We start from the raw sequence: 18195 nt of genomic DNA, 5'->3' as shown, positions 1-18195 counted from the left end.
CTACTCCTCTTCATCTCCAAAAAATTGGTTGAATTCCTGTTTTATCGCTTGAATATAACTGTCTTTATCCTTATCAGTCCAGTCGTCAAATCCATCTACCTCATTGCTATAGACTTTCAAGAACACATTACGCGTACAAACAGGTACAAATTTCCCTTCTGCATCCACCTCAAGAATAATTCTACGCTTTTGGTCAAATGGGCTGTTTCCATAAGAGCGATTCGTATTAGAGTCTAGCAAGGTTAAATTAGCTAGACTATCATCAGCCTCAGCAGTCTCATCGGCCGTAGCATGAATATGCTCGATATCCCATTTCTCTTTCTTATAAATATCAAAAGGAAATCGATATTGTTTTTCACTCTTATTAATCAAAGTAACGAGATTAAACAGTAAAAGTAGAGACCTAATTTCTTTTTTCTTACTACTGTAGGAAAAATCTTCGATAGAACCTATATCTTTTTTCAAAGTTTCATAAGCAATTTTTTTTAATTCATAAAAAGCTTCTGACTTTTTCTTTCCTCTTGTAGCCGCATAGACTTTTTTGATATTCTTATCGTCATCCCATAAGAGATAACCAATTAGATGATATCTATTTAAGTCCATGTACCAGTTAGTTAATTCTTCAAATCTTAAGTCGATCTTATCCCAGTAGTCACTTATAAAAATCGATTTATTTTCGGCATTTTGATACTTTGCGTAGATTGAGTAGAAAGTTGCGTAAATATCATTTTGAGGTATTTCTAAAGTACCATATTCAAGTAGATTAAACAAAAGATCTATCCTAGTGACATAATTCTCACTATTTGTAAGAAACTTCCAAAATGATTCCTCTTGAAGTCGATGTTCAATTTTATCCCAAGCTATTCCCCTATGAATCCTTTCAATATCATTTTCAGATTCATAATTAGTTTGATCTAAAAATAAAGCTTTAATGAGCTCAGCATTAGTCAAAGGAATCTTACCTAAGTTAACTTTGGTAAATAGTTTTATAGGGTCTTCTGTCTCATCGATTTCATACCAAATAAAGAAAACAGACTCAGTTAAGACTTGATAAATATCGTGTAGAGCATTATCCGAATTAATGTCTTCTCGTTCTACCCATTTATCTATGGCAGCAAAAGCCTTACTTATATGATTTGCGTCAATGTCATAATCTTCGATTTCTTGATAAGTGTCAAAGTTTAATTCTTTCAAATACTTAGCACTCTGTTCTCTTGTTTCATAAACCAACTCAAAGTAATCATATTGATTACTTCTTCTACGACCACTACTAAATTCAGCAGACATAAATTTCAAAAAAATAAAGATCGTCGTTAGCCTCTGTTGACCATCAACGACATCATAAGTATTATCTGAAACCTTTTTAACAATCAAGGGCTGCAAACAGTACTTATAATCTCTGTTTTGTTTACTATGTGTATAGAGGTCTTCTAGAAGAGTTGTAACCTCATGTTCAGTCCAGCGATATCCCCTTTGATATGAAGGAACATTAAATTTTAGCCCTTTTAGGTCTTCAATTCGTTTTTCAGAAACTACCATTTGATATCTCCTTTTCATCCAAAGGTTGTTATTAGAATTGACAAAATTATCATCTACAATTATAGCACTATTATAAATCAAAATATTGGAAAAAATGTAAAATACTTTCTATATAGTGACCGGATAATGAAAAAAGCCACCATATGGTGACTTCATTCTTATCTATTTCTCCTCACCCTAGCCAGTCTTTTTCTTTGGCAATGCGGACGGCTTCTGTTCGGTTGCCTGCATCGAGTTTGGTCAGGATGGCTGTCATGTAATTTCGAACTGTTCCATTTGAGAGGAAGAGGCTTTCGGCGATTTCTTGGTTGGTTGAACCTTGGGCAACCATGGCCAGGACTTCTTGTTCACGCTGGCTAAGTGGATTATTGTCAAAGGCAACACCTTCAACCAGCTCTGGCGAGTACTCCTTTTGACCTGCTAGGACGGTATGGATGGTCGCCATGAGGTCACTGATGGAACGCTCTTTGAGCACATAGGCATCCACCTGGGCTGCAAGAGCTCGTTTAAAATAGCCTTTACGTTTGAAGGTGGTCACTATAGCGACCTTCGTTTCTCTATGTTTGGCACGGATCCACTCAAGAACATCAAGGCCTGTTTTAACTGGCATTTCAATGTCTAAAATGGCTACGTCGACTTCTTCTTTTTTCCAAGAGAGCAATGGCTTCTTGGCCATCACTGGCCGCATGGACCTCCTCGACATCGTCCTCCAGCATGAGAAGTTGGCAGAGGGCATCCCTCAACATTGATTGGTCTTCGGCGACTAATAATTTCATGCTTTTCCTCCCTCTTTCAAATGCACACGAATGATTGTTGGATGCGATTGAGACAGAATTTCCAAGTCTCCATCTACCAAACTGAGGCGTTCTCTGATACTGTGTAGCTCTTGTCCTGTGACTTCCTTAAACCCGCAACCATCATCTTCAAACTCAAGAATAATACCAAGATTACGACTTAGACGAATCTGACAGCTATCAGCCTGACTATGTTTGATGACATTATTGGCCAGTTCACGAAGTACCATAGATAAGGTAGACTGAGTAACTGGCGACAGGCTGTCTAAGTCAAGGCTACTATCCACGGTCAGGACGATATCAGATAGGTCAAAGAGTCGCTCAAGTTCTAGCAACTCCTCAGCTACAGTTCGGTACTTGAGCTTATTGACAATTTCACGAACCTCGTACATGGAGTCACGGCTAATCTGGTTCAATTCTTCCAGATTCTTTCTAGCAGCATCATACTGCTCCTTGTCCATCTGTTTCAGTGCCAACTCGGTTTTAAGACTCATCATGGCAAAGGTATGCCCTAAGGTATCATGCAAATCACGACCAATACGATTACGTTCATTTTCAGCCGACAGGATATTGATGGTACGATTCTGCTCTTCCATCTTTCTCTCCTGACGTATACGATTCTGATAATAGTACATTCCCAACGAAAAGAGGAGAATAGCCATAGACATGAGGTGGGTACTCAAATCATCTGTCAATAGGAAGGATGATGACGTCAAAATTAAGAGTGTCGCTAGAAAGGATAAGAATCGATAAGATGATACGCTATCCTCAAAGCGCCAAACGAGAAGATTGACGTTGAAAAAAACAAACCACATCATGCCCCCCTGGAAGGTCAGGGTCATAAAGATAATGTAAGCTAGAGTGTAAAACCACAGAAAGGGAATCCACTTACTATAAGCTTTTTTCAAATACACCATCAGGAGATAAGCTATGGTAAACAGTCCAGTCAAAACTATGGTCCAAACTGGAAAATACCCACCAAAGACTCCCAATACTGGAAAGACAAGGAAAATCAGACTAACAAAATAAGCGAAATCATTTTTCTGGTAAGTTCTAAACATGGTCACTTTCTCTGTAAGATTTAATAAAAAGGGCTAAGCCTGTAGCTATTGTAGCATAGACCAGGATAAAAATGAGTGATTTCCATGAAAATTCCCCTTTTTTTGCAAAATTAACTACCAATTGATTGATATGATAGATGGGTGTCCACTCAGAAATGTGCTGAACCCATTTTGGAAACATGGTTACTGGCATCCAAGAACCACCGATAATAGCAAGTCCAAGAAAGACGATATTTCCGACGATAGACATGATTTGTTGAGATTTAATTTGGGCCAGGAGCAAGCCAAAGGATAGGAAGACAAGGCTCGACAAGAGTAATAGAGCACCTGAACCGAGCCAATGTGAGAATGGCATCTCAACATCACGCGCAAAAGCTCCCACACAGAAAGTCACTAGGATAGCTACCATAAAGTTCATAAGAACACGGAAGATTTTAGAGAGGTAATAGGCCTGAATACTGATTTTTGAATGTTCGATATAGGTTAGCCAGTGCTCCGTTTGGTCCTCTCTAAGCATGTAGGGAAAGGTAAAAAAGCCAAAGCTGGACATAGAGAATCCTGTCATGGTCAACATATAGGACAAGATAAAAGCTTTTTGTGACGCTGGGTCAGGACTCATCTCCATACCTGAAAACAAGAGGAAAAATCCGACGGGCATTCCGATAGACATGATAAAGACAGGCCAACTGCGCCATGTTTTTATCCATTCGATTTTAAGTAGTGCTTGCATTACTTGTCCTCCCTTGTGCTATCAAATAGGCTATCTAACAGTGTCTTATTTTGAATTTCAATGTCAGAAATGCGACAGCCTTGAGCTTGTAAACTACTCCAAATACTTTCAATATCTTTAGTCATAAAGGTTACAACATCACGTTTTTCAGTTACTTCATAAATGGCTGCCAGTTTATCAAGACTTGGCGCAAAGCGACTTGGTAAAGTGACTTGTTTTTCCTTTTCCTCGCTACGCATGGCATGTGGTGTAGTATCCCTGATGAGTTTCCCTTGATTGAGGACCAAGATACGGTCAGCTGTGTGTTCCACTTCTTCAATATAGTGGGACGAATAGAGGATGGTTACACCAGACTTTTTCAGGTCATTGATGATTTCCCAAAAGCGTTGGCGTGTCGTCGTATCCATCCCTGCTGTCGGCTCATCTAAAAAGAGAATGTCAGGCTTGCCAATGAGACAGAGGACAAAGGCAAGAAGACGTTTTTGTCCCCCTGAAAGTTTGTCCGCAAACTGCTGATACTGGTCGTCTTTGAATTGAAAGAGTGCTTGAATCTCTTCTTCAGATAATCCATTTTCAGAAATATCTTGGAAAAAAGCAATCAGTTCCTTGACTTTTAATTGTGAGGGAATGGTATTTTCTTGAAGGAGAACCGCAATTTGATCTTGCGCCTTTCCCTTTTTGCCCTTGATAAAGACTTGACCGCTACTGGCTTTCTTATCACCAAGAATACAGGACATTAAGGTCGTTTTACCGGCACCGTTGGGCCCAATTAAGGCAAGACAGTCGCCTTGTCCCACCTCAAAGCTAATATGGTCTAAAATCGTTTTCCCTTTGATTTTTTTGACAAGATTATTGACTTGAAGGATTGCTTCACTCATGTGTGTGATTTCCTTTCTTTTGATAGAAGGCTAAAAAGACATAACAAGCTGCAACAGACACACCCATGACACTGTAGAGAATATCACTGCTGCCATGAAGTAGGACATAGGCAAAGAGGATGGTCCAAATTACCACTAGGAGCATGATGCTTAGTATTTTCAATAATTTCATACTGGGCCTCCTAGTTTTTCAATTCTTTAATGACAAGGTCGATAAAACTTTTAGCCATAGTGATGAGAATGTAGGCTGAGATAGACAAGCCAATAATCATACCCAAATTTGAGAAGATAGCTTCAAAGTTCCCTTTTTCAAAGATGTCAGTAAACATGCTAAGTCCAGCAAAGACAGTTCCGATAACAGCGTAGATAAGGTAAGATGTTTTGATTTTCATGAGATGACCTCTTTCGTTTTTTATTATTTCTAAGTTATGACTAAAGTATATCTTTTTGGTCATTCTCTTTTTAGCACCAGATGTCATGACATGACATGACATTTGTCATGTGACGTAAAAAAGCCGACCCAAGGTCAGCCCCAAGAGATAGATAAACTATTTCAAATGCGCCATGAACTAAGAAAGTCAGCAAAGAATGACAGATGATTCTCTTTGAGAACGAAGTGAGTATAACTGAGACTTTCCGCTGTGATACCCCCCTGAAGAACTTAAACTTCAGGGGTTCGGAAGTTTCGAGACCTTAGACTCGAAACTTAGGCATGGAAATTCTTTGAAGTTCGCTGACGTTCGTCATCACCTAAGGAAAGTCTCGAAAAAGATTCTTTATTAAAATAAAAGCCGACTCAAGGTCAGCTTTTCATTATCTTATTAATTATTTTTTGAATGGTTCTTCCACCATGATGAGAGGATGGAACCTGAGATATTGTGCCAAATACTAAAGATGGTTGATGGGATAGCAGCTTGTGGCACGAAATACTTCATGGCAAGGGTTGCTCCAAGACTTGAGTCTTGCATCCCCACTTCGAAGGTAATGGCTTTTTGTTGGGGCTCTTCCAAACCAAGGATTTTTGAAAATCCAAAACCAAGGGCATAACCACAAAGATTGTGGAGCATAACGACTGGGATGACAAGGGCTGTCGCTGCTGTGAAAATATTGGCATGGTTGGCAGAAACAACTGCTCCAACAATCAAGAGGATAGCAGCTTGAGAAATCAAAGGCATAATCTTGATGATGGCATCAATTTTCTTACCAAAGATTGAGTGAACGAGTACCCCCAAGATAATAGGGACAACCACGATACGCAAGGTACTAAGGAAGAGGCTTTGGGCAGGGACACTCACGTACTGACCAGCCAAGAATGACAAGAGGGTTGGAATCATGAGTGGTGCCAAGAGAGTTGAGAGGGTTTCAATAGAGACATCCAAGGCAACATCCCCACCTGAAAGGAAGGCCATAACACTAGATGAAGTCCCACTTGGACAAGACCCAACAAGGATAACCCCTGCTGCTGTCGCACCTTTCAGATGAAAAATCATACAAAGCAACCAAGCCAAACCAGGCATGATGACATAGTGGGCAACAGTCCCAAGAACAACTGGAATTGGACGCTTAGCAATACGTTTAAAATCTTCAGTGGTCAAGGTAAGCCCCATACCAAAGAGAATCAAACCAAGTAGATAAGCCGTATTGGGAATAACCTAACTACTAGTTGCGGGAAGGGCATAGTTAAAGGCCGCCCAAAGGATAACAGCTACAGTAAACCATTTGCTGAGCCATTTACTAAAAGATACAAGTGACTCCATAATGAAACCTTCTTTCTATTTTCACAGAATAGTATAGCACTTTCATTTTGAATTTCAAGGTAAATTTCGAATTTTCTGAAATTAATTTCAAAAAATAAACCCTCACACTTAAGATGTGAGGATTTTGTGATTTCTATAAACGTTAAGCCTTGTCTTGCGACTTTTCTTCAAACTGTTGAGCCCGTTCTTCTCCCCACCATAGTGGCAATAATTCGCCCAAAGTAATGGTTTGACGTGTGTCGTAGTCAACCATAAACTCCAAGTTACGATTGTCGGGGTGCAGTTCCATTAGAAATTCTCGACAAGCCCCACAAGGCATGCCAGACGGTCCACCATGAGGTGGCTGGTCACGAAAGGCGATAATTCGCTTAACCTTGGTCTGACCAGACTCTTGATACATATTGAAAAGCGCAGCCCTTTCAGCACATAGATGGAAAACACCACAAGTCCCTTCCATACAAAAGCCTGTGAAAATTTGCCCATCTTCAGCCTCAACGGCAGCCACAACGTGTCTAGCATAGACAAAGTCTGAGACTTCCTGTGGCTGATACAAGGCTTGAGCCTTTTCATACATTTTCTGCCAAATATCCATTATTTCTCCTTTAACCTCGATCACTTTCTCTTTGTGACTTGATAAAGAGTGCAAGCCCTGTTGCTACTACAGTATAAGCCAAAATAAACAGAAGTGACTTCCATGAAAATTTCCCGTCCTTTGCAAAATTAACGACCAACTCATTGACATGATAGACAGGCGTCCACTCAGAGATATTCTGAACCCACTTAGGGAACATGGAAATAGGCATCCACGAACCACCCACGATAGCTAGGCCAAGATAGGTAATATTTGCAACCACAGACATAATCTGTTGAGATTTAATTTGAGCGATAAGCAAACCAAAAGCTAGAAAAACCAGACTTGACAAGAGTAAGAGAGCACCTGAACCTAGCCAACCTGACAAAGGCAACTCAACATCTCGAACAAAAGCTCCCACACAAAAGGTCACAATGATAGCAACCATAAAATTCAGCAAAACACGAAAGATTTTAGAAAGATAATATGCTGAGATACTGATTTTAGAATGCTCGATATAGGTCAACCAGTGCTCCGTTTGGTCCTCTTGCAACATATAAGGGAAGGTGAACAAACCAAAACTAGACATGGAAAAGCCAGTCATGGTTAACATATAAGACAGCAAAAACTCTTTTTGAGTCTCGGGATTAGGTGTTGAGACAATGCTTGAGAATAGGAGGAAAAAGCCTACAGGCATACCAATTCCCATGATAAATACTGGCCAGCTACGCCATGTTTTTATCCATTCAATTTTTAGTAATGCTTTCATGCCTTGTCCTCCCTTGTTGAATCAAATAAGCTATCCAAGAGTGTTTTATTTTGGATTTCAATATCAGAAATTCCACAGCCTGCTTTCTCAAGACTTTGCCATACCTTTTCGATATCTTTGGTCATGAAGCTAATGACATCCCGCTTTTCAGTAACCTCATATATATCTTCCAAGCCATGAACAATGCTTACAAAGCTACTTGGAAGAGTGACCTGCTTCTCTTTCTCTTCATGTCGCATAGCGTATGGTGTGGTATCTCTGATAAGTTTTCCTTGATGGAGGACTAAGATACGGTCAGCCGTATGTTCCACTTCTTCAATATAGTGAGAGGAATAGAGAATGGTCACACCTGATTTTTTCAAATCATTAACAATCTCCCAGAAACGCTGACGAGTCGAGGTATCCATACCCGCTGTCGGTTCGTCCAAAAAGAGGATCTTAGGTTTATCAATCAAACAAAGGACAAAAGCCAGAAGACGTCTTTGCCCACCAGAGAGTTTGTCCGCAAACTGCTGGTACTGGTCTTCCTTGAATTGCAGGAGGTCTTGCACCACTTGATTGGTCAAGGGATTATCAGAGATAGACTGGAAGAAGGCAATCAGCTCTTCCACTTTTAAACTATTTGGAATGGTATTTTCCTGAAGGAGAACTGCGATTTTATTTTTGGCCTTACCTGCCTTACCATCAATGAGGACCTGACCACTGCTTGGCTTTTTATCGCCAAGAATACAGGACATCAAGACAGTCTTCCCTGCCCCATTAGGTCCAATCAAGGCCACACAATCTCCCTTGTTTATCTCAAAACTAATCTCCTCTAAAATGGTCTTTCCCTTGATACGTTTTCCAAGAGAAGAAACCTGAATAACTGTCTCACCCATCAATGCTTTCCTTTCTTTTATATAGATGCCATGCTTGACAATATCGCTGACATCATTGGACTTCCCTTAATACTCCACTTCCAACTCCGTACAGAAGAGACTTCCGCTCAGATGAAGTCTCGTTTCAACTTGCTCGAAATCAGATTCGAAACGATCCACCTTCACAGATGACAGAGGATGTGAAATTCCAGTGGTATCCATGACACAGCCGTGAGGAAGTCGGATATGAACTTCACCAAACTTTGCATCAAGATGAACAGCTACCCGATCTGACGCAAATTTGGCCTGACTCAAATCCAACCAAAGCTCACCAAAAGCTAGATTCATATCAATCGTTTCGACTTCTTGAGAATAGATACGATACCTATCCTCAGCCATATAGGTCTTAACAGAAATATGTGGTCCTTCTTGGTCGTTCTTATTGACCTTATAGTCTTTAGTGAGACCTTTCTTTTGACTACGGCCATAGAGCAACTCTAAAGCCAAACCTATTAGAAAGATGCCGCTAAAGAGATTCCACTGTGCAAAATCGAGGTCTAACAAGTCGTGAACATAGGGCGATAAGAAGGCCAAACCAAGAAAAATGAGGAGAGGTCGCCTATTCAAGATACCAAAACAAAAGAAGGCCACGAAGAAGACCAGATTATAGTTGACCATGATCCAAAAATCTGGAATAAAGGCACTAGCGATAAAACAAGCTGCTAGTAAAAGCAACAAGAAGGACCGAAGATTAAATCGTTCCATAAGAAAACTCCTTTCTAAAGAAATGATTGCAATTTTCCAATTATTTTCACTATCAGTATAGCACTATTTGTAAACGTATTCAATGTTATATTAAAAGGATTTGCAAGAAAAAAGAGCTTTCGCTCTTTCATCATTTTCAATGTTTGACAGTTACTTGTCCAAAGGATACTGAGCCTGTTAGAGAAACTGTAGTGCTTGATAACTCTCGCTCTCCTAGACTATCGTAGTCTTTCACTCCTGCTAGGCTTGTATGAAGCCCGTGTGTATCCACTTGCCAATCCTTGGGCACTCGAATGATAACCTGAGAAAAATTGGCCTGAACCACAATCTGAGGTCGGTCAGTCATAAACTGAGCCTGACGCAAATCCAAGGTCAAACGTCCAAAATCGGCATTGGCATAGACAGTTTCGAGGTTTTGTGAAGTCACCACCTGAACAGACTCTGAAAATAAGGTCTTAGCAAAAATCTCTCGCTCATGTTCTTTAGAAACCTTGTAAGAGAAGTTCTTTTTATAACTTGGCTTGCTCAAACGGTCCACCGCAATTCCCAAGATAAGAATCCCTACAAACAGGGTCCATTCTGAATAGTCCAATCTAAAGAGGTCATGAATATAGGTTGATAGAAAAGCCATTCCCAAGAAAAAGAGAAATTTCCCCTTAGATTGCCAACTCAAAAGCACAAAAAGCAAGGCCAAAATCAACTTATAATTAAAGGCCAAATACAAATCTGGAATAAAGGCTGTCGCGATAAAATAGGCAGCAATGATAAGTAGGGTGATAACACCTGCATTAAAGCGTCTCATAACAGTTCCTTTCTAAATCCTATCCTTGAGTTTTTCCACAAAAAGGTAGGCTGCTGGACAGAAAAGCGTATTTTTAATAGTCAGATGATTGATCTGATAGATTTTCTTACGGTCTGTGTGAGGAAAGGCTGCACAGGCCTTGGGGCGGACATCATAGATGTCACAGAGATTATCAGGCCCCAAAAATGGACAAGGCATGGACTTGAAGACCTTATCGCCATCCTCATCTACTTGCAAGTACATCTCCTCGAAAGCAGGTAACTTCATGCGAAAATGCTTGGCAATACGAGTAATGTCCTGCTCTGTGAAGTCTGGGCCTAGTGTCTTACAACAATTGGCACACTGGACACAATCAATCTCCTGAAAAACTTCATTGTGTACCTGCTGAACAATCTTATCTAAATTTTTAGGGGCTTTCTTCTTGAGTTGTGCTAGAAATTTACGGTGCTCCCCCTGCTTTTGACGTGCCAATTCCTCGTAACGTTTGACATCAATAGTCTGTGACATGTGTTTTCTCCGATGATTTATAATTCTTTCATCTATTATAGCATAAAAGAAATAGAGCCTAGCTTGAACTAGACTCTATGTTAGTTACATCGATACGATTCTACGATAAGAACGCGACGTTAGGGCGAAAACCAAGACATAGGCTAGGAAGAAGACGCCACAAACAATAATAGTGACCACTAACATAAGATTTGGATTGAGAACCCCAATAACACGCACAATCAAACTGATCATATGGTAAGCAAAGGCTAAGTGTGTAAAGGCAAAAATCAGAGGGAGGAAAAAGACAGTAAGAACTTGTTTACGAATGGTTTTCTTGACTTGTTGATCGTCCAACCCAATCTTTTGAAGAATAACAAAGCGCTCACGATCCTCATAACCTTCAGAAATCTGTTTATAGTAAATCACGAGAACTGTGCCAAGCATAAAGATAATGGATAAGAAAATACCGATAAATAAGGTTCCGCCAACAAAGCCATTTAGCATCCCTTCTACATCATATCGGCTATTAGCAGTGAGGTTAGGCCCAGGGACACCAGTAGTTTGTCCAGCTAACTGTTGCGTTTCTTTATCCGTGAGTTTGTCTAGCAAATCTGAATTTTTCTTGGCTTCATGTGTAGGGTCTTTGACGTTAACACCAACATAAGTAGATTGAGTGGTTGCTGTTCCTTTGATACTTTCTTTAAAATTATCCATATCAGGAACGACAAGGTAGCTATAATCAGAAACTATGGTTGTAAAGATATTAGGTACTTTACCTTTAATAAAGTCATTAAGGCTTTCCTGAATCTGGTAGTTTTGACCATTGATAGAGACACTCTTTTGATCTTTCAATATTTTATTTTTAGTAAATAAGCCAACTTGATTTGAAGTCAGATTGAGGTCTTTACCTGTTAATTGCTTATAAGTTGCTTGTGAGAAGACAAGAAAAACTGACTTTGGTAGAACTTTTCTTTCATTCTCAGAAAAGATGGTTAGCTTGTTTTTTTCTTGTTCTTTGATACCAAAGTAGAGGTAAGTTACTTCCGTTTTTCTATTTACCTGATTTCCCGACTGTGATAAGAAATCATCCATAACCTTTTGTGTACTTGTTACATCTACATTCGTTCCGGTAACTGAGTACTCATGTGGAGCAGCACTGGCCAAATAGTCTTTTTTTCCAGCATAGATACTTGCAGCACCTACAAGCGTCACCAGAACCATACTTGAGAGGATAGCAATGGTAGCAAGCCCAACTGCGTTTTTCTTCATTCGAAAGACAAGGTTGGAAATGGAAATCATATTATTAGGCTTGTAATAGTAGCTTTTCTTCTTTTTCAAGAGTTGTAGAACTACTGTTGTCCCAGCGTTAAAGAGAAGATAAGTCCCTAAAATGACCAGTAAAACAGCTAGGAAAAAACTGATAATAGCCGTTACTGGATTCTGAACAGAAAGAGCAAGATAGTAACCATATCCCATAGTCCCAAGTCCTAAAAGGGTTTGAATAACTAGGAAGCGTCCTTTTTTCTCACCCTTAAGGCCATCTTTAGTTAATTGTAAAGGATTAAGCCGTAGTAATCGGAAACCATTTACCAAAACCAACAAACTAAAAATACAAGCAAAGATGACAAGAACAATAGGAATTGTCATTACTTGAAAGGTCGAAACCAAACCAGTACTTTCACCGATAAGCCTTTGAAGAAAAGCATAAATGAGTTTATCGAATAGCGCCCCTACACCTATACCTAGAAGCAAAGTCACAAAACCCATAATCATCGTTTCTTTTAAAATCATGCTAAAGAGGTGACGTTTCTCTAAGCCTAGCACACTATAGAGACCAAGCTCCTTTGAACGATTTTTCATGACAAAGCTGTTGGCATAAAGAACAATAATCCCAGAGGATAGGGCGACAATCCCAAGTCCCAACCCCAAAACCATCTTGATAGCATCTGCCCCAGGTAAGTCATCCAGATGCGAATTAAGCGTTAAAGATGTAAAAATATAGGTAATGGCAATAACCAGAATAGTTGCCAATGTATACGGATAGTAAAGCTTACGATTTTTTATGAGATTGGACAAAGCCAGTCTATTGGTTAGACGAAACATATTAGTTCACCTCACTTGCCATTGTAGTTAGTGTATCGGAAATTTCTTGGAACATTTGATGTTCAGACTTATCCCCTTTGAAGATTTGATTATAAAGAATACCATCCTTAATAAACAAAACACGCTGCGCACGACTGGCGGCCGCTGTTGAGTGAGTTACCATAAGAATGGTCTGACCGCTGGCATTAATAGTTTCAAAGACATCCAAGAGTGCCGCTGAAGATTTTGAATCCAAGGCGCCTGTTGGCTCATCTGCTAAGAGGATTTCTGGTTTAGTGATGATCGCACGCGCAACTGCAACCCTTTGCTTTTGACCACCTGAAATTTCATAAGGGTACTTCTCTAGCAAGGAATGAATTCCCAGTTGACGACTGATAGCTTCAACTTGTGTCATCATTTGCTTAACTGAGCGTCGAGAAAGGACCAAAGGTAGCAGGATATTATCTTTAACTGATAGGGTATCTAAAAGATTGAAATCCTGGAAAACAAACCCTAATCTTTCACGACGGAAACTGGAAGCATCCTTATTTTTAATAGTTGCTGTGTCCATACCATTAAGGTAGACACGCCCTGACGTTGGTTTATCAAGCATGGCAAGAATGTTGAGCAGGGTTGATTTTCCTGAACCAGACTCACCCATAATAGCAACATACTCACCCTTCTCAACCGTAAAATGGATATCTTTAAGGGCTTCAACCTGATTTCCTTTGAAACGTGTTTTATAAATTTTTTTAACATGTTGAACATCTAGTAATGTCATAATAAGCTCCTTTATTAGTAGAATTAGGAGAGATTTTAGGAATCTCTTACTTAACTTCGATACCATTTTATAGAAAAAGCAGGGGCAAAACCATAACCCTTGCTTTCATTTGTCGTCTAATTTCTTACACTTTTGTAAGTTATCAATCAATGGCTAACTTCTTCTTTTGAAAATGAATGGAGACTGTGGTTCCTTGGCCTACTTGGGAGCTAATACTAATATCATGTCCAAGCTGATCAGCAATTTTCTTAGAAAGATACAGTCCTAGCCCAGAGGATTGCTGGGTCAGTCGGCCATTGTAACCTGAAAAGCCACGCTCAAAAACCCGTAGAATATCACTATTTTTAATACCAATCCCAGAATCTTTAAGATGAAGCCCATTATCTTTAAAGTAAATGTCAATGCCACCACTTTTTGTGTACTTCAAACTATTTGACAAGACCTGCTCTATGATAACTAAGAGCCATTTTTCATCTGAAACGACCTTAACATCTAAGTCATGTAGATCAATAGTCAATCCTTTTTGAATAAAGAAAAGACTATGTTTTCTAACTACTTCTTTAACCAAGTTCTCTAATGCAACCTGCCTCAGCTGCAAATCATCATGAAAATTCTCTAAACGTAAATACTGCAAAACCAAATTGGTGTAAGAATCAATCTTGAATACCTCTTGCTCCAAGAGAGCCCTCGTTTTACTATCCGTAATATCCCGAAGCAATAATTGACTAGCTGCTATTGGCGTCTTGATTTGATGTACCCAAAGCGTATAGTAGTCCATCAAATCTGTATAGCGCTTGCGCTCCTCCTCAGTCTGAGACATCTGGCTCTCCCTAGCACTTTCCAAAGTTTGGGTTAGGTAAAATTCTAAAGGACTTGATGGTGTGATTTCCTCATAGAGAAAGGCTAAGTTATAAGAGCGATAGGACCTAACCAAGTCCCAAATAACCATGATGATAGTCACAAATGTCATTATGGTCAAGGCGTAATAAAGAATATCTGCCGCCTCTTCAAATAAAAAAGCAAACAAGACCAATATGATTCCATTAAAGACAAATAAAAGATAGAAAGTCAGACGAGACCTAATATGGTATTTGATAAATTGACACTTACCCATCATGACGCAACCCGTAGCCAACACCTTTCTTGGTTTCAATAAAATCCTTCAAACCCACTGCCTCTAACTTCTTACGTAAACGAGCTACATTAACTGACAAGGTATTGTCATCAATAAAGAAGTCACTATTCCAAAGCTCCTTCATCAGGTCTTCCCGACTAACGATATTACCAGCATGATCGAAAAGAACTTGTAAAATCTGAAACTCATTCTTTGTCAAAGAAACGACCTCTCCCTGATAAACCAAATCCATGGCCTTAAGGTTCAGAATCACACCCATATATTCCAAGAGACTCTGATCCTTACCAAACTCATAAGAACGACGCAAAAGCCCTTGAATTTTTGCTAGGAGAACATTTTGGTCAAAAGGTTTAGTCACAAAGTCGTCCCCACCCATGTTGATTGCCATAACAATATCCATGGCCTGATCTCTGGAAGACAAGAACATAATAGGCACCTTGGAGACCTTACGAATTTCCTGACACCAATGATAACCGTTGAATAGAGGTAAACCAATATCCATAAGAACCAAGTGGGGCTCTACTTTTACAAAAATAGATAATACTTCCATGAAATCTTCAACAAGAACAACTTCGTAACCCCACTGTTCTAGCATTTTTTTGACTTGTTGACGGATAACCTCGTCGTCCTCCACTAATAAAATCTTATGCATAACTCTACCTCTTTCATTTCCCACTATTATAACAAAAATGCTATAAGAAACGACAATTCTCAGCAAATCTTACAATAATGTTAGATTGAATTTTCCAATTTTTAAAATAGTGCGTTTTCATAGGAAAAATCCTTTGAGTCTTCAAAGAAAATATAGTATTATAATAGAGTTGATGTTGGTTTATCACCAACCAACGACAGCTTCATCGAATAATGAGAACATTACTTATTTATGTCACGAATTGGCGTGACGTTTCTACAAGGTGCCGTAACACCTAACAATAAGTAAGTCATAAAGTCATCAAAAGATTTTACCGTCTTTTTATGATTTTAAAGGCTTGCTTGGCAGGCCTTTTTCTGTTATTCGATTGGTTTGATCTTTGTCAGAGTCTCAATGGAATCTGAGAAAATCAAAATACACTTTAGTTTTATTTTTTATAGGAGGTAATATGAAATTACTGGAAGACCGCATTCTCAAAGATGGGAATGTCCTTGGGGAGAACATCCTCAAAGTTGACTCTTTCCTTACTCACCAAGTGGACTTTGATCTCATGCGTGAGATTGGAAAGATCTTTGCTGAAAAGTTCAAGGATGCAGGCATCACCAAGGTGGTGACTATCGAGGCATCTGGTATTGCTCCAGCCCTCTATGCTGCTGAGGCTTTGGATGTCCCTATGATCTTTGCTAAGAAGGCTAAAAATATCACCATGAATGAAGGGATCCTTACTGCTGAGGTTTACTCCTTCACTAAGCAAGTGACTAGTACTGTCTCTATCGCAAGCAAGTTCCTCACTCCTGAAGATAAGGTTCTCATCGTTGATGACTTCCTAGCTAACGGCCAAGCTGCCAAAGGCTTGATTCAAATCATCGAAGAAGCTGGCGCACACGTCGAAGCGGTCGGTATCGTTATTGAGAAATCTTTCCAAGATGGTCGTGCCCTTCTAGAAGAAGCTGGTTACCCAGTCGTTTCACTTGCTCGTTTGGATCGTTTTGAAAATGGTCAGGTCATATTTAAGGAGGCAGACATCTAATGCAAAACAAAGAGAAACACTCTCAGGCAGCGGTCCTAGGACTGCAACACCTACTTGCCATGTACTCGGGATCAATCCTGGTGCCAATCATGATTGCTGGAGCCTTGGGGTATTCAGCTCATGAATTAACCTACTTGATTTCAACCGACATTTTCATGTGTGGTGTAGCAACCTTCCTCCAACTTCAACTTAATAAATACTTCGGTATCGGTCTTCCAGTTGTTCTCGGGGTTGCCTTCCAGTCAGTGGCACCACTTATTATGATCGGTGAGAAACACGGTAGCGGTGCTATGTTTGGTGCCCTTATCGTTTCAGGGATTTATGTTATCCTCGTTTCTGGTGTCTTTTCAAAAGTAGCCAATCTCTTCCCTTCTATCGTTACAGGATCAGTTATCACAACTATTGGTTTGACCCTCATCCCTGTGGCTATCGGAAATATGGGGAACAATGTTGACAAACCAACTGGTCAAAGCCTCTTCCTTGCTGCTATCACCGTTCTTATCATCCTTGTAGTTAATATTTTCACTAAAGGATTTATCAAATCCATCTCAATCTTGATTGGTTTGATTGTCGGTACTGCTATCGCAGCAAGCATGGGCTTGGTTGACTTCTCACCAGTAGCTGCGGCACCTATTGTCCACGTGCCAACACCATTCTACTTCGGGGTGCCTAAGTTTGAGTTGTCATCAATCATCATGATGTGTATTATCGCTACTGTGTCTATGGTTGAATCAACTGGGGTTTACTTGGCCCTCTCTGATATTACCAAAGAACCAATCGATAGCACTCGCCTTCGTAACGGTTACCGCGCTGAAGGTTTGGCTGTTCTCCTTGGTGGACTCTTCAACACCTTCCCATACACTGGTTTTTCACAAAACGTTGGTCTTGTGAAGTTGTCAGGTATTAAGACGCGCTTGCCAATCTACTATGCGGCTGGTTTCCTTGTTCTTCTTGGACTCCTTCCTAAGTTTGGTGCCTTGGCACAAATCATTCCAAGTCCAGTTCTTGGTGGCGCAATGCTTGTCATGTTCGGTTTTGTTTCTATCCAAGGAATGCAAATCTTGGCACGTGTTGATTTCGCCAATAACGAACACAACTTCTTGATTGCTGCAGTATCAATCGCTGCAGGTGTTGGTCTTAACGGTAGCAACCTCTTCAACAGCCTACCAAATGCTTTCCAAATGTTCTTTTCAAACGGTATCGTGGTCGCAAGCTTGCTTGCCATCGTCCTCAATGCCATTTTGAACCATAACAAAAAAGAAAAATAAAAACGAATAAACTCCCCTTATAGATTTTGAACTGCACCCCAAAAGTTAGACAGAAAAAATCTAACTTTTGAGGTGTTTTTATTATGAAATTAACTTATGAGGACAAGATTCAGATATATATACTGAGAAAACAGGGGAGAAGCTTCAAAGAGCTTTCAAAAAGATTTGGTGTGGATGTTTCTGGACTAAAATATATGGTGAGGTTGATTGAACGTTACGGAATAGAAATCGTCAA

The 18195-nt window shown here is 39.8% G+C and carries 18 protein-coding genes, 3 pseudogenes and 1 riboswitch; of the genes and pseudogenes, 3 read left to right on the top strand and 18 right to left on the bottom strand.

Annotated features, from left to right (window positions below; all coding sequences use genetic code 11):
* The 18 genes and pseudogenes from H7T98_RS09305 to H7T98_RS09220 form a co-directional block, all read right to left on the bottom strand.
* Positions 1-1539: a DUF262 domain-containing protein gene (locus tag H7T98_RS09305; protein ID WP_183136128.1), complete on the bottom strand. Its 1539-nt coding sequence runs from the start codon at positions 1537-1539 to the stop codon at positions 1-3.
* A 172-nt stretch (positions 1540-1711) separates the two neighbouring features.
* Positions 1712-2315, bottom strand: a pseudogene (locus tag H7T98_RS09300) (response regulator transcription factor).
* On the bottom strand, positions 2312-3394 hold the full coding sequence (locus H7T98_RS09295) for a sensor histidine kinase (protein ID WP_073686868.1): 1083 nt from the start codon (positions 3392-3394) through the stop codon (positions 2312-2314). Before H7T98_RS09295 ends, H7T98_RS09300 begins: the two are co-directional and overlap by 4 nt.
* The gene (locus H7T98_RS09290; RefSeq protein ID WP_049553609.1) at positions 3387-4124 is read right to left on the bottom strand and encodes an ABC transporter permease; all 738 of its coding nucleotides are present in this window, start codon (positions 4122-4124) and stop codon (positions 3387-3389) included. The genes H7T98_RS09295 and H7T98_RS09290 overlap by 8 nt, the downstream gene beginning before the upstream one ends.
* Positions 4124-5002 (bottom strand): ABC transporter ATP-binding protein, encoded by an 879-nt coding sequence (locus H7T98_RS09285; protein ID WP_201061726.1) that lies wholly within the window; start codon positions 5000-5002, stop codon positions 4124-4126. Before H7T98_RS09285 ends, H7T98_RS09290 begins: the two co-directional genes overlap by 1 nt.
* Positions 4995-5174, bottom strand: a complete 180-nt coding sequence (locus tag H7T98_RS09280; protein WP_201061724.1) for a hypothetical protein — start codon at positions 5172-5174, stop codon at positions 4995-4997. The genes H7T98_RS09285 and H7T98_RS09280 overlap by 8 nt, the downstream gene beginning before the upstream one ends.
* A gap of 10 nt (positions 5175-5184) precedes the next feature.
* Complete coding sequence (locus tag H7T98_RS09275) at positions 5185-5394, bottom strand: hypothetical protein (RefSeq protein WP_014632978.1); 210 nt, start codon at positions 5392-5394, stop codon at positions 5185-5187.
* 429 nt (positions 5395-5823) lie between these two features.
* Positions 5824-6759 (bottom strand): annotated as a pseudogene (locus tag H7T98_RS09270) (bile acid:sodium symporter family protein).
* A 142-nt stretch (positions 6760-6901) separates the two neighbouring features.
* On the bottom strand, positions 6902-7351 hold the full coding sequence (locus H7T98_RS09265) for a cytidine deaminase family protein (protein WP_084914406.1): 450 nt from the start codon (positions 7349-7351) through the stop codon (positions 6902-6904).
* A 10-nt stretch (positions 7352-7361) separates the two neighbouring features.
* The gene (locus tag H7T98_RS09260; RefSeq protein WP_037610448.1) at positions 7362-8099 is read right to left on the bottom strand and encodes an ABC transporter permease; all 738 of its coding nucleotides are present in this window, start codon (positions 8097-8099) and stop codon (positions 7362-7364) included.
* Positions 8096-8977 carry an ABC transporter ATP-binding protein gene (locus H7T98_RS09255; protein WP_201061722.1) on the bottom strand — a complete coding sequence of 294 codons (882 nt, stop codon included), beginning with the start codon at positions 8975-8977 and terminating at the stop codon, positions 8096-8098. Before H7T98_RS09255 ends, H7T98_RS09260 begins: the two co-directional genes overlap by 4 nt.
* Positions 8978-9043: 66 nt before the next feature.
* Positions 9044-9721 (bottom strand): hypothetical protein, encoded by a 678-nt coding sequence (locus H7T98_RS09250; protein ID WP_201061720.1) that lies wholly within the window; start codon positions 9719-9721, stop codon positions 9044-9046.
* Between the two features lie 136 nt (positions 9722-9857).
* Entirely contained in the window at positions 9858-10523 is a 666-nt protein-coding gene (locus tag H7T98_RS09245) for a hypothetical protein (RefSeq protein ID WP_201061718.1), read from the bottom strand.
* A 12-nt stretch (positions 10524-10535) separates the two neighbouring features.
* A complete protein-coding gene (locus tag H7T98_RS09240; RefSeq protein WP_004182309.1) occupies positions 10536-11030 on the bottom strand; it encodes a YkgJ family cysteine cluster protein in 495 nt (164 codons plus the stop codon).
* Between the two features lie 84 nt (positions 11031-11114).
* Positions 11115-13115 (bottom strand): ABC transporter permease, encoded by a 2001-nt coding sequence (locus tag H7T98_RS09235; protein WP_037602162.1) that lies wholly within the window; start codon positions 13113-13115, stop codon positions 11115-11117.
* Between the two features lies 1 nt (position 13116).
* Positions 13117-13875, bottom strand: coding sequence for an ABC transporter ATP-binding protein (locus H7T98_RS09230; RefSeq protein WP_037602164.1), 759 nt, complete (start codon positions 13873-13875; stop codon positions 13117-13119).
* A gap of 142 nt (positions 13876-14017) precedes the next feature.
* On the bottom strand, positions 14018-14992 hold the full coding sequence (locus H7T98_RS09225) for a sensor histidine kinase (protein ID WP_175057629.1): 975 nt from the start codon (positions 14990-14992) through the stop codon (positions 14018-14020).
* A complete protein-coding gene (locus H7T98_RS09220; protein ID WP_004182305.1) occupies positions 14982-15662 on the bottom strand; it encodes a response regulator transcription factor in 681 nt (226 codons plus the stop codon). Before H7T98_RS09220 ends, H7T98_RS09225 begins: the two co-directional genes overlap by 11 nt.
* Positions 15663-15867: 205 nt before the next feature.
* Positions 15868-15963: riboswitch (purine riboswitch) on the top strand.
* A 147-nt stretch (positions 15964-16110) separates the two neighbouring features.
* Here H7T98_RS09220 and H7T98_RS09215 point away from each other — a divergent pair.
* The 3 genes and pseudogenes from H7T98_RS09215 to H7T98_RS10220 form a co-directional block, all read left to right on the top strand.
* Positions 16111-16692, top strand: a complete 582-nt coding sequence (locus tag H7T98_RS09215; RefSeq protein ID WP_021143953.1) for a xanthine phosphoribosyltransferase — start codon at positions 16111-16113, stop codon at positions 16690-16692.
* On the top strand, positions 16692-17960 hold the full coding sequence (locus tag H7T98_RS09210) for a nucleobase:cation symporter-2 family protein (RefSeq protein WP_080611933.1): 1269 nt from the start codon (positions 16692-16694) through the stop codon (positions 17958-17960). Before H7T98_RS09215 ends, H7T98_RS09210 begins: the two co-directional genes overlap by 1 nt.
* Before the next feature lie 83 nt (positions 17961-18043).
* Positions 18044-18195, top strand: a pseudogene (locus H7T98_RS10220) (helix-turn-helix domain-containing protein); the annotation flags it as partial.

The sequence above is a fragment of the Streptococcus sp. 23.2 genome, from assembly GCF_016648665.1.
Taxonomy (GTDB): Bacteria; Bacillota; Bacilli; order Lactobacillales; family Streptococcaceae; genus Streptococcus; species Streptococcus salivarius_E.
Note: the sequence above shows the minus strand (reverse complement) of the source record. Positions and strands in the feature narration are given on the sequence as shown.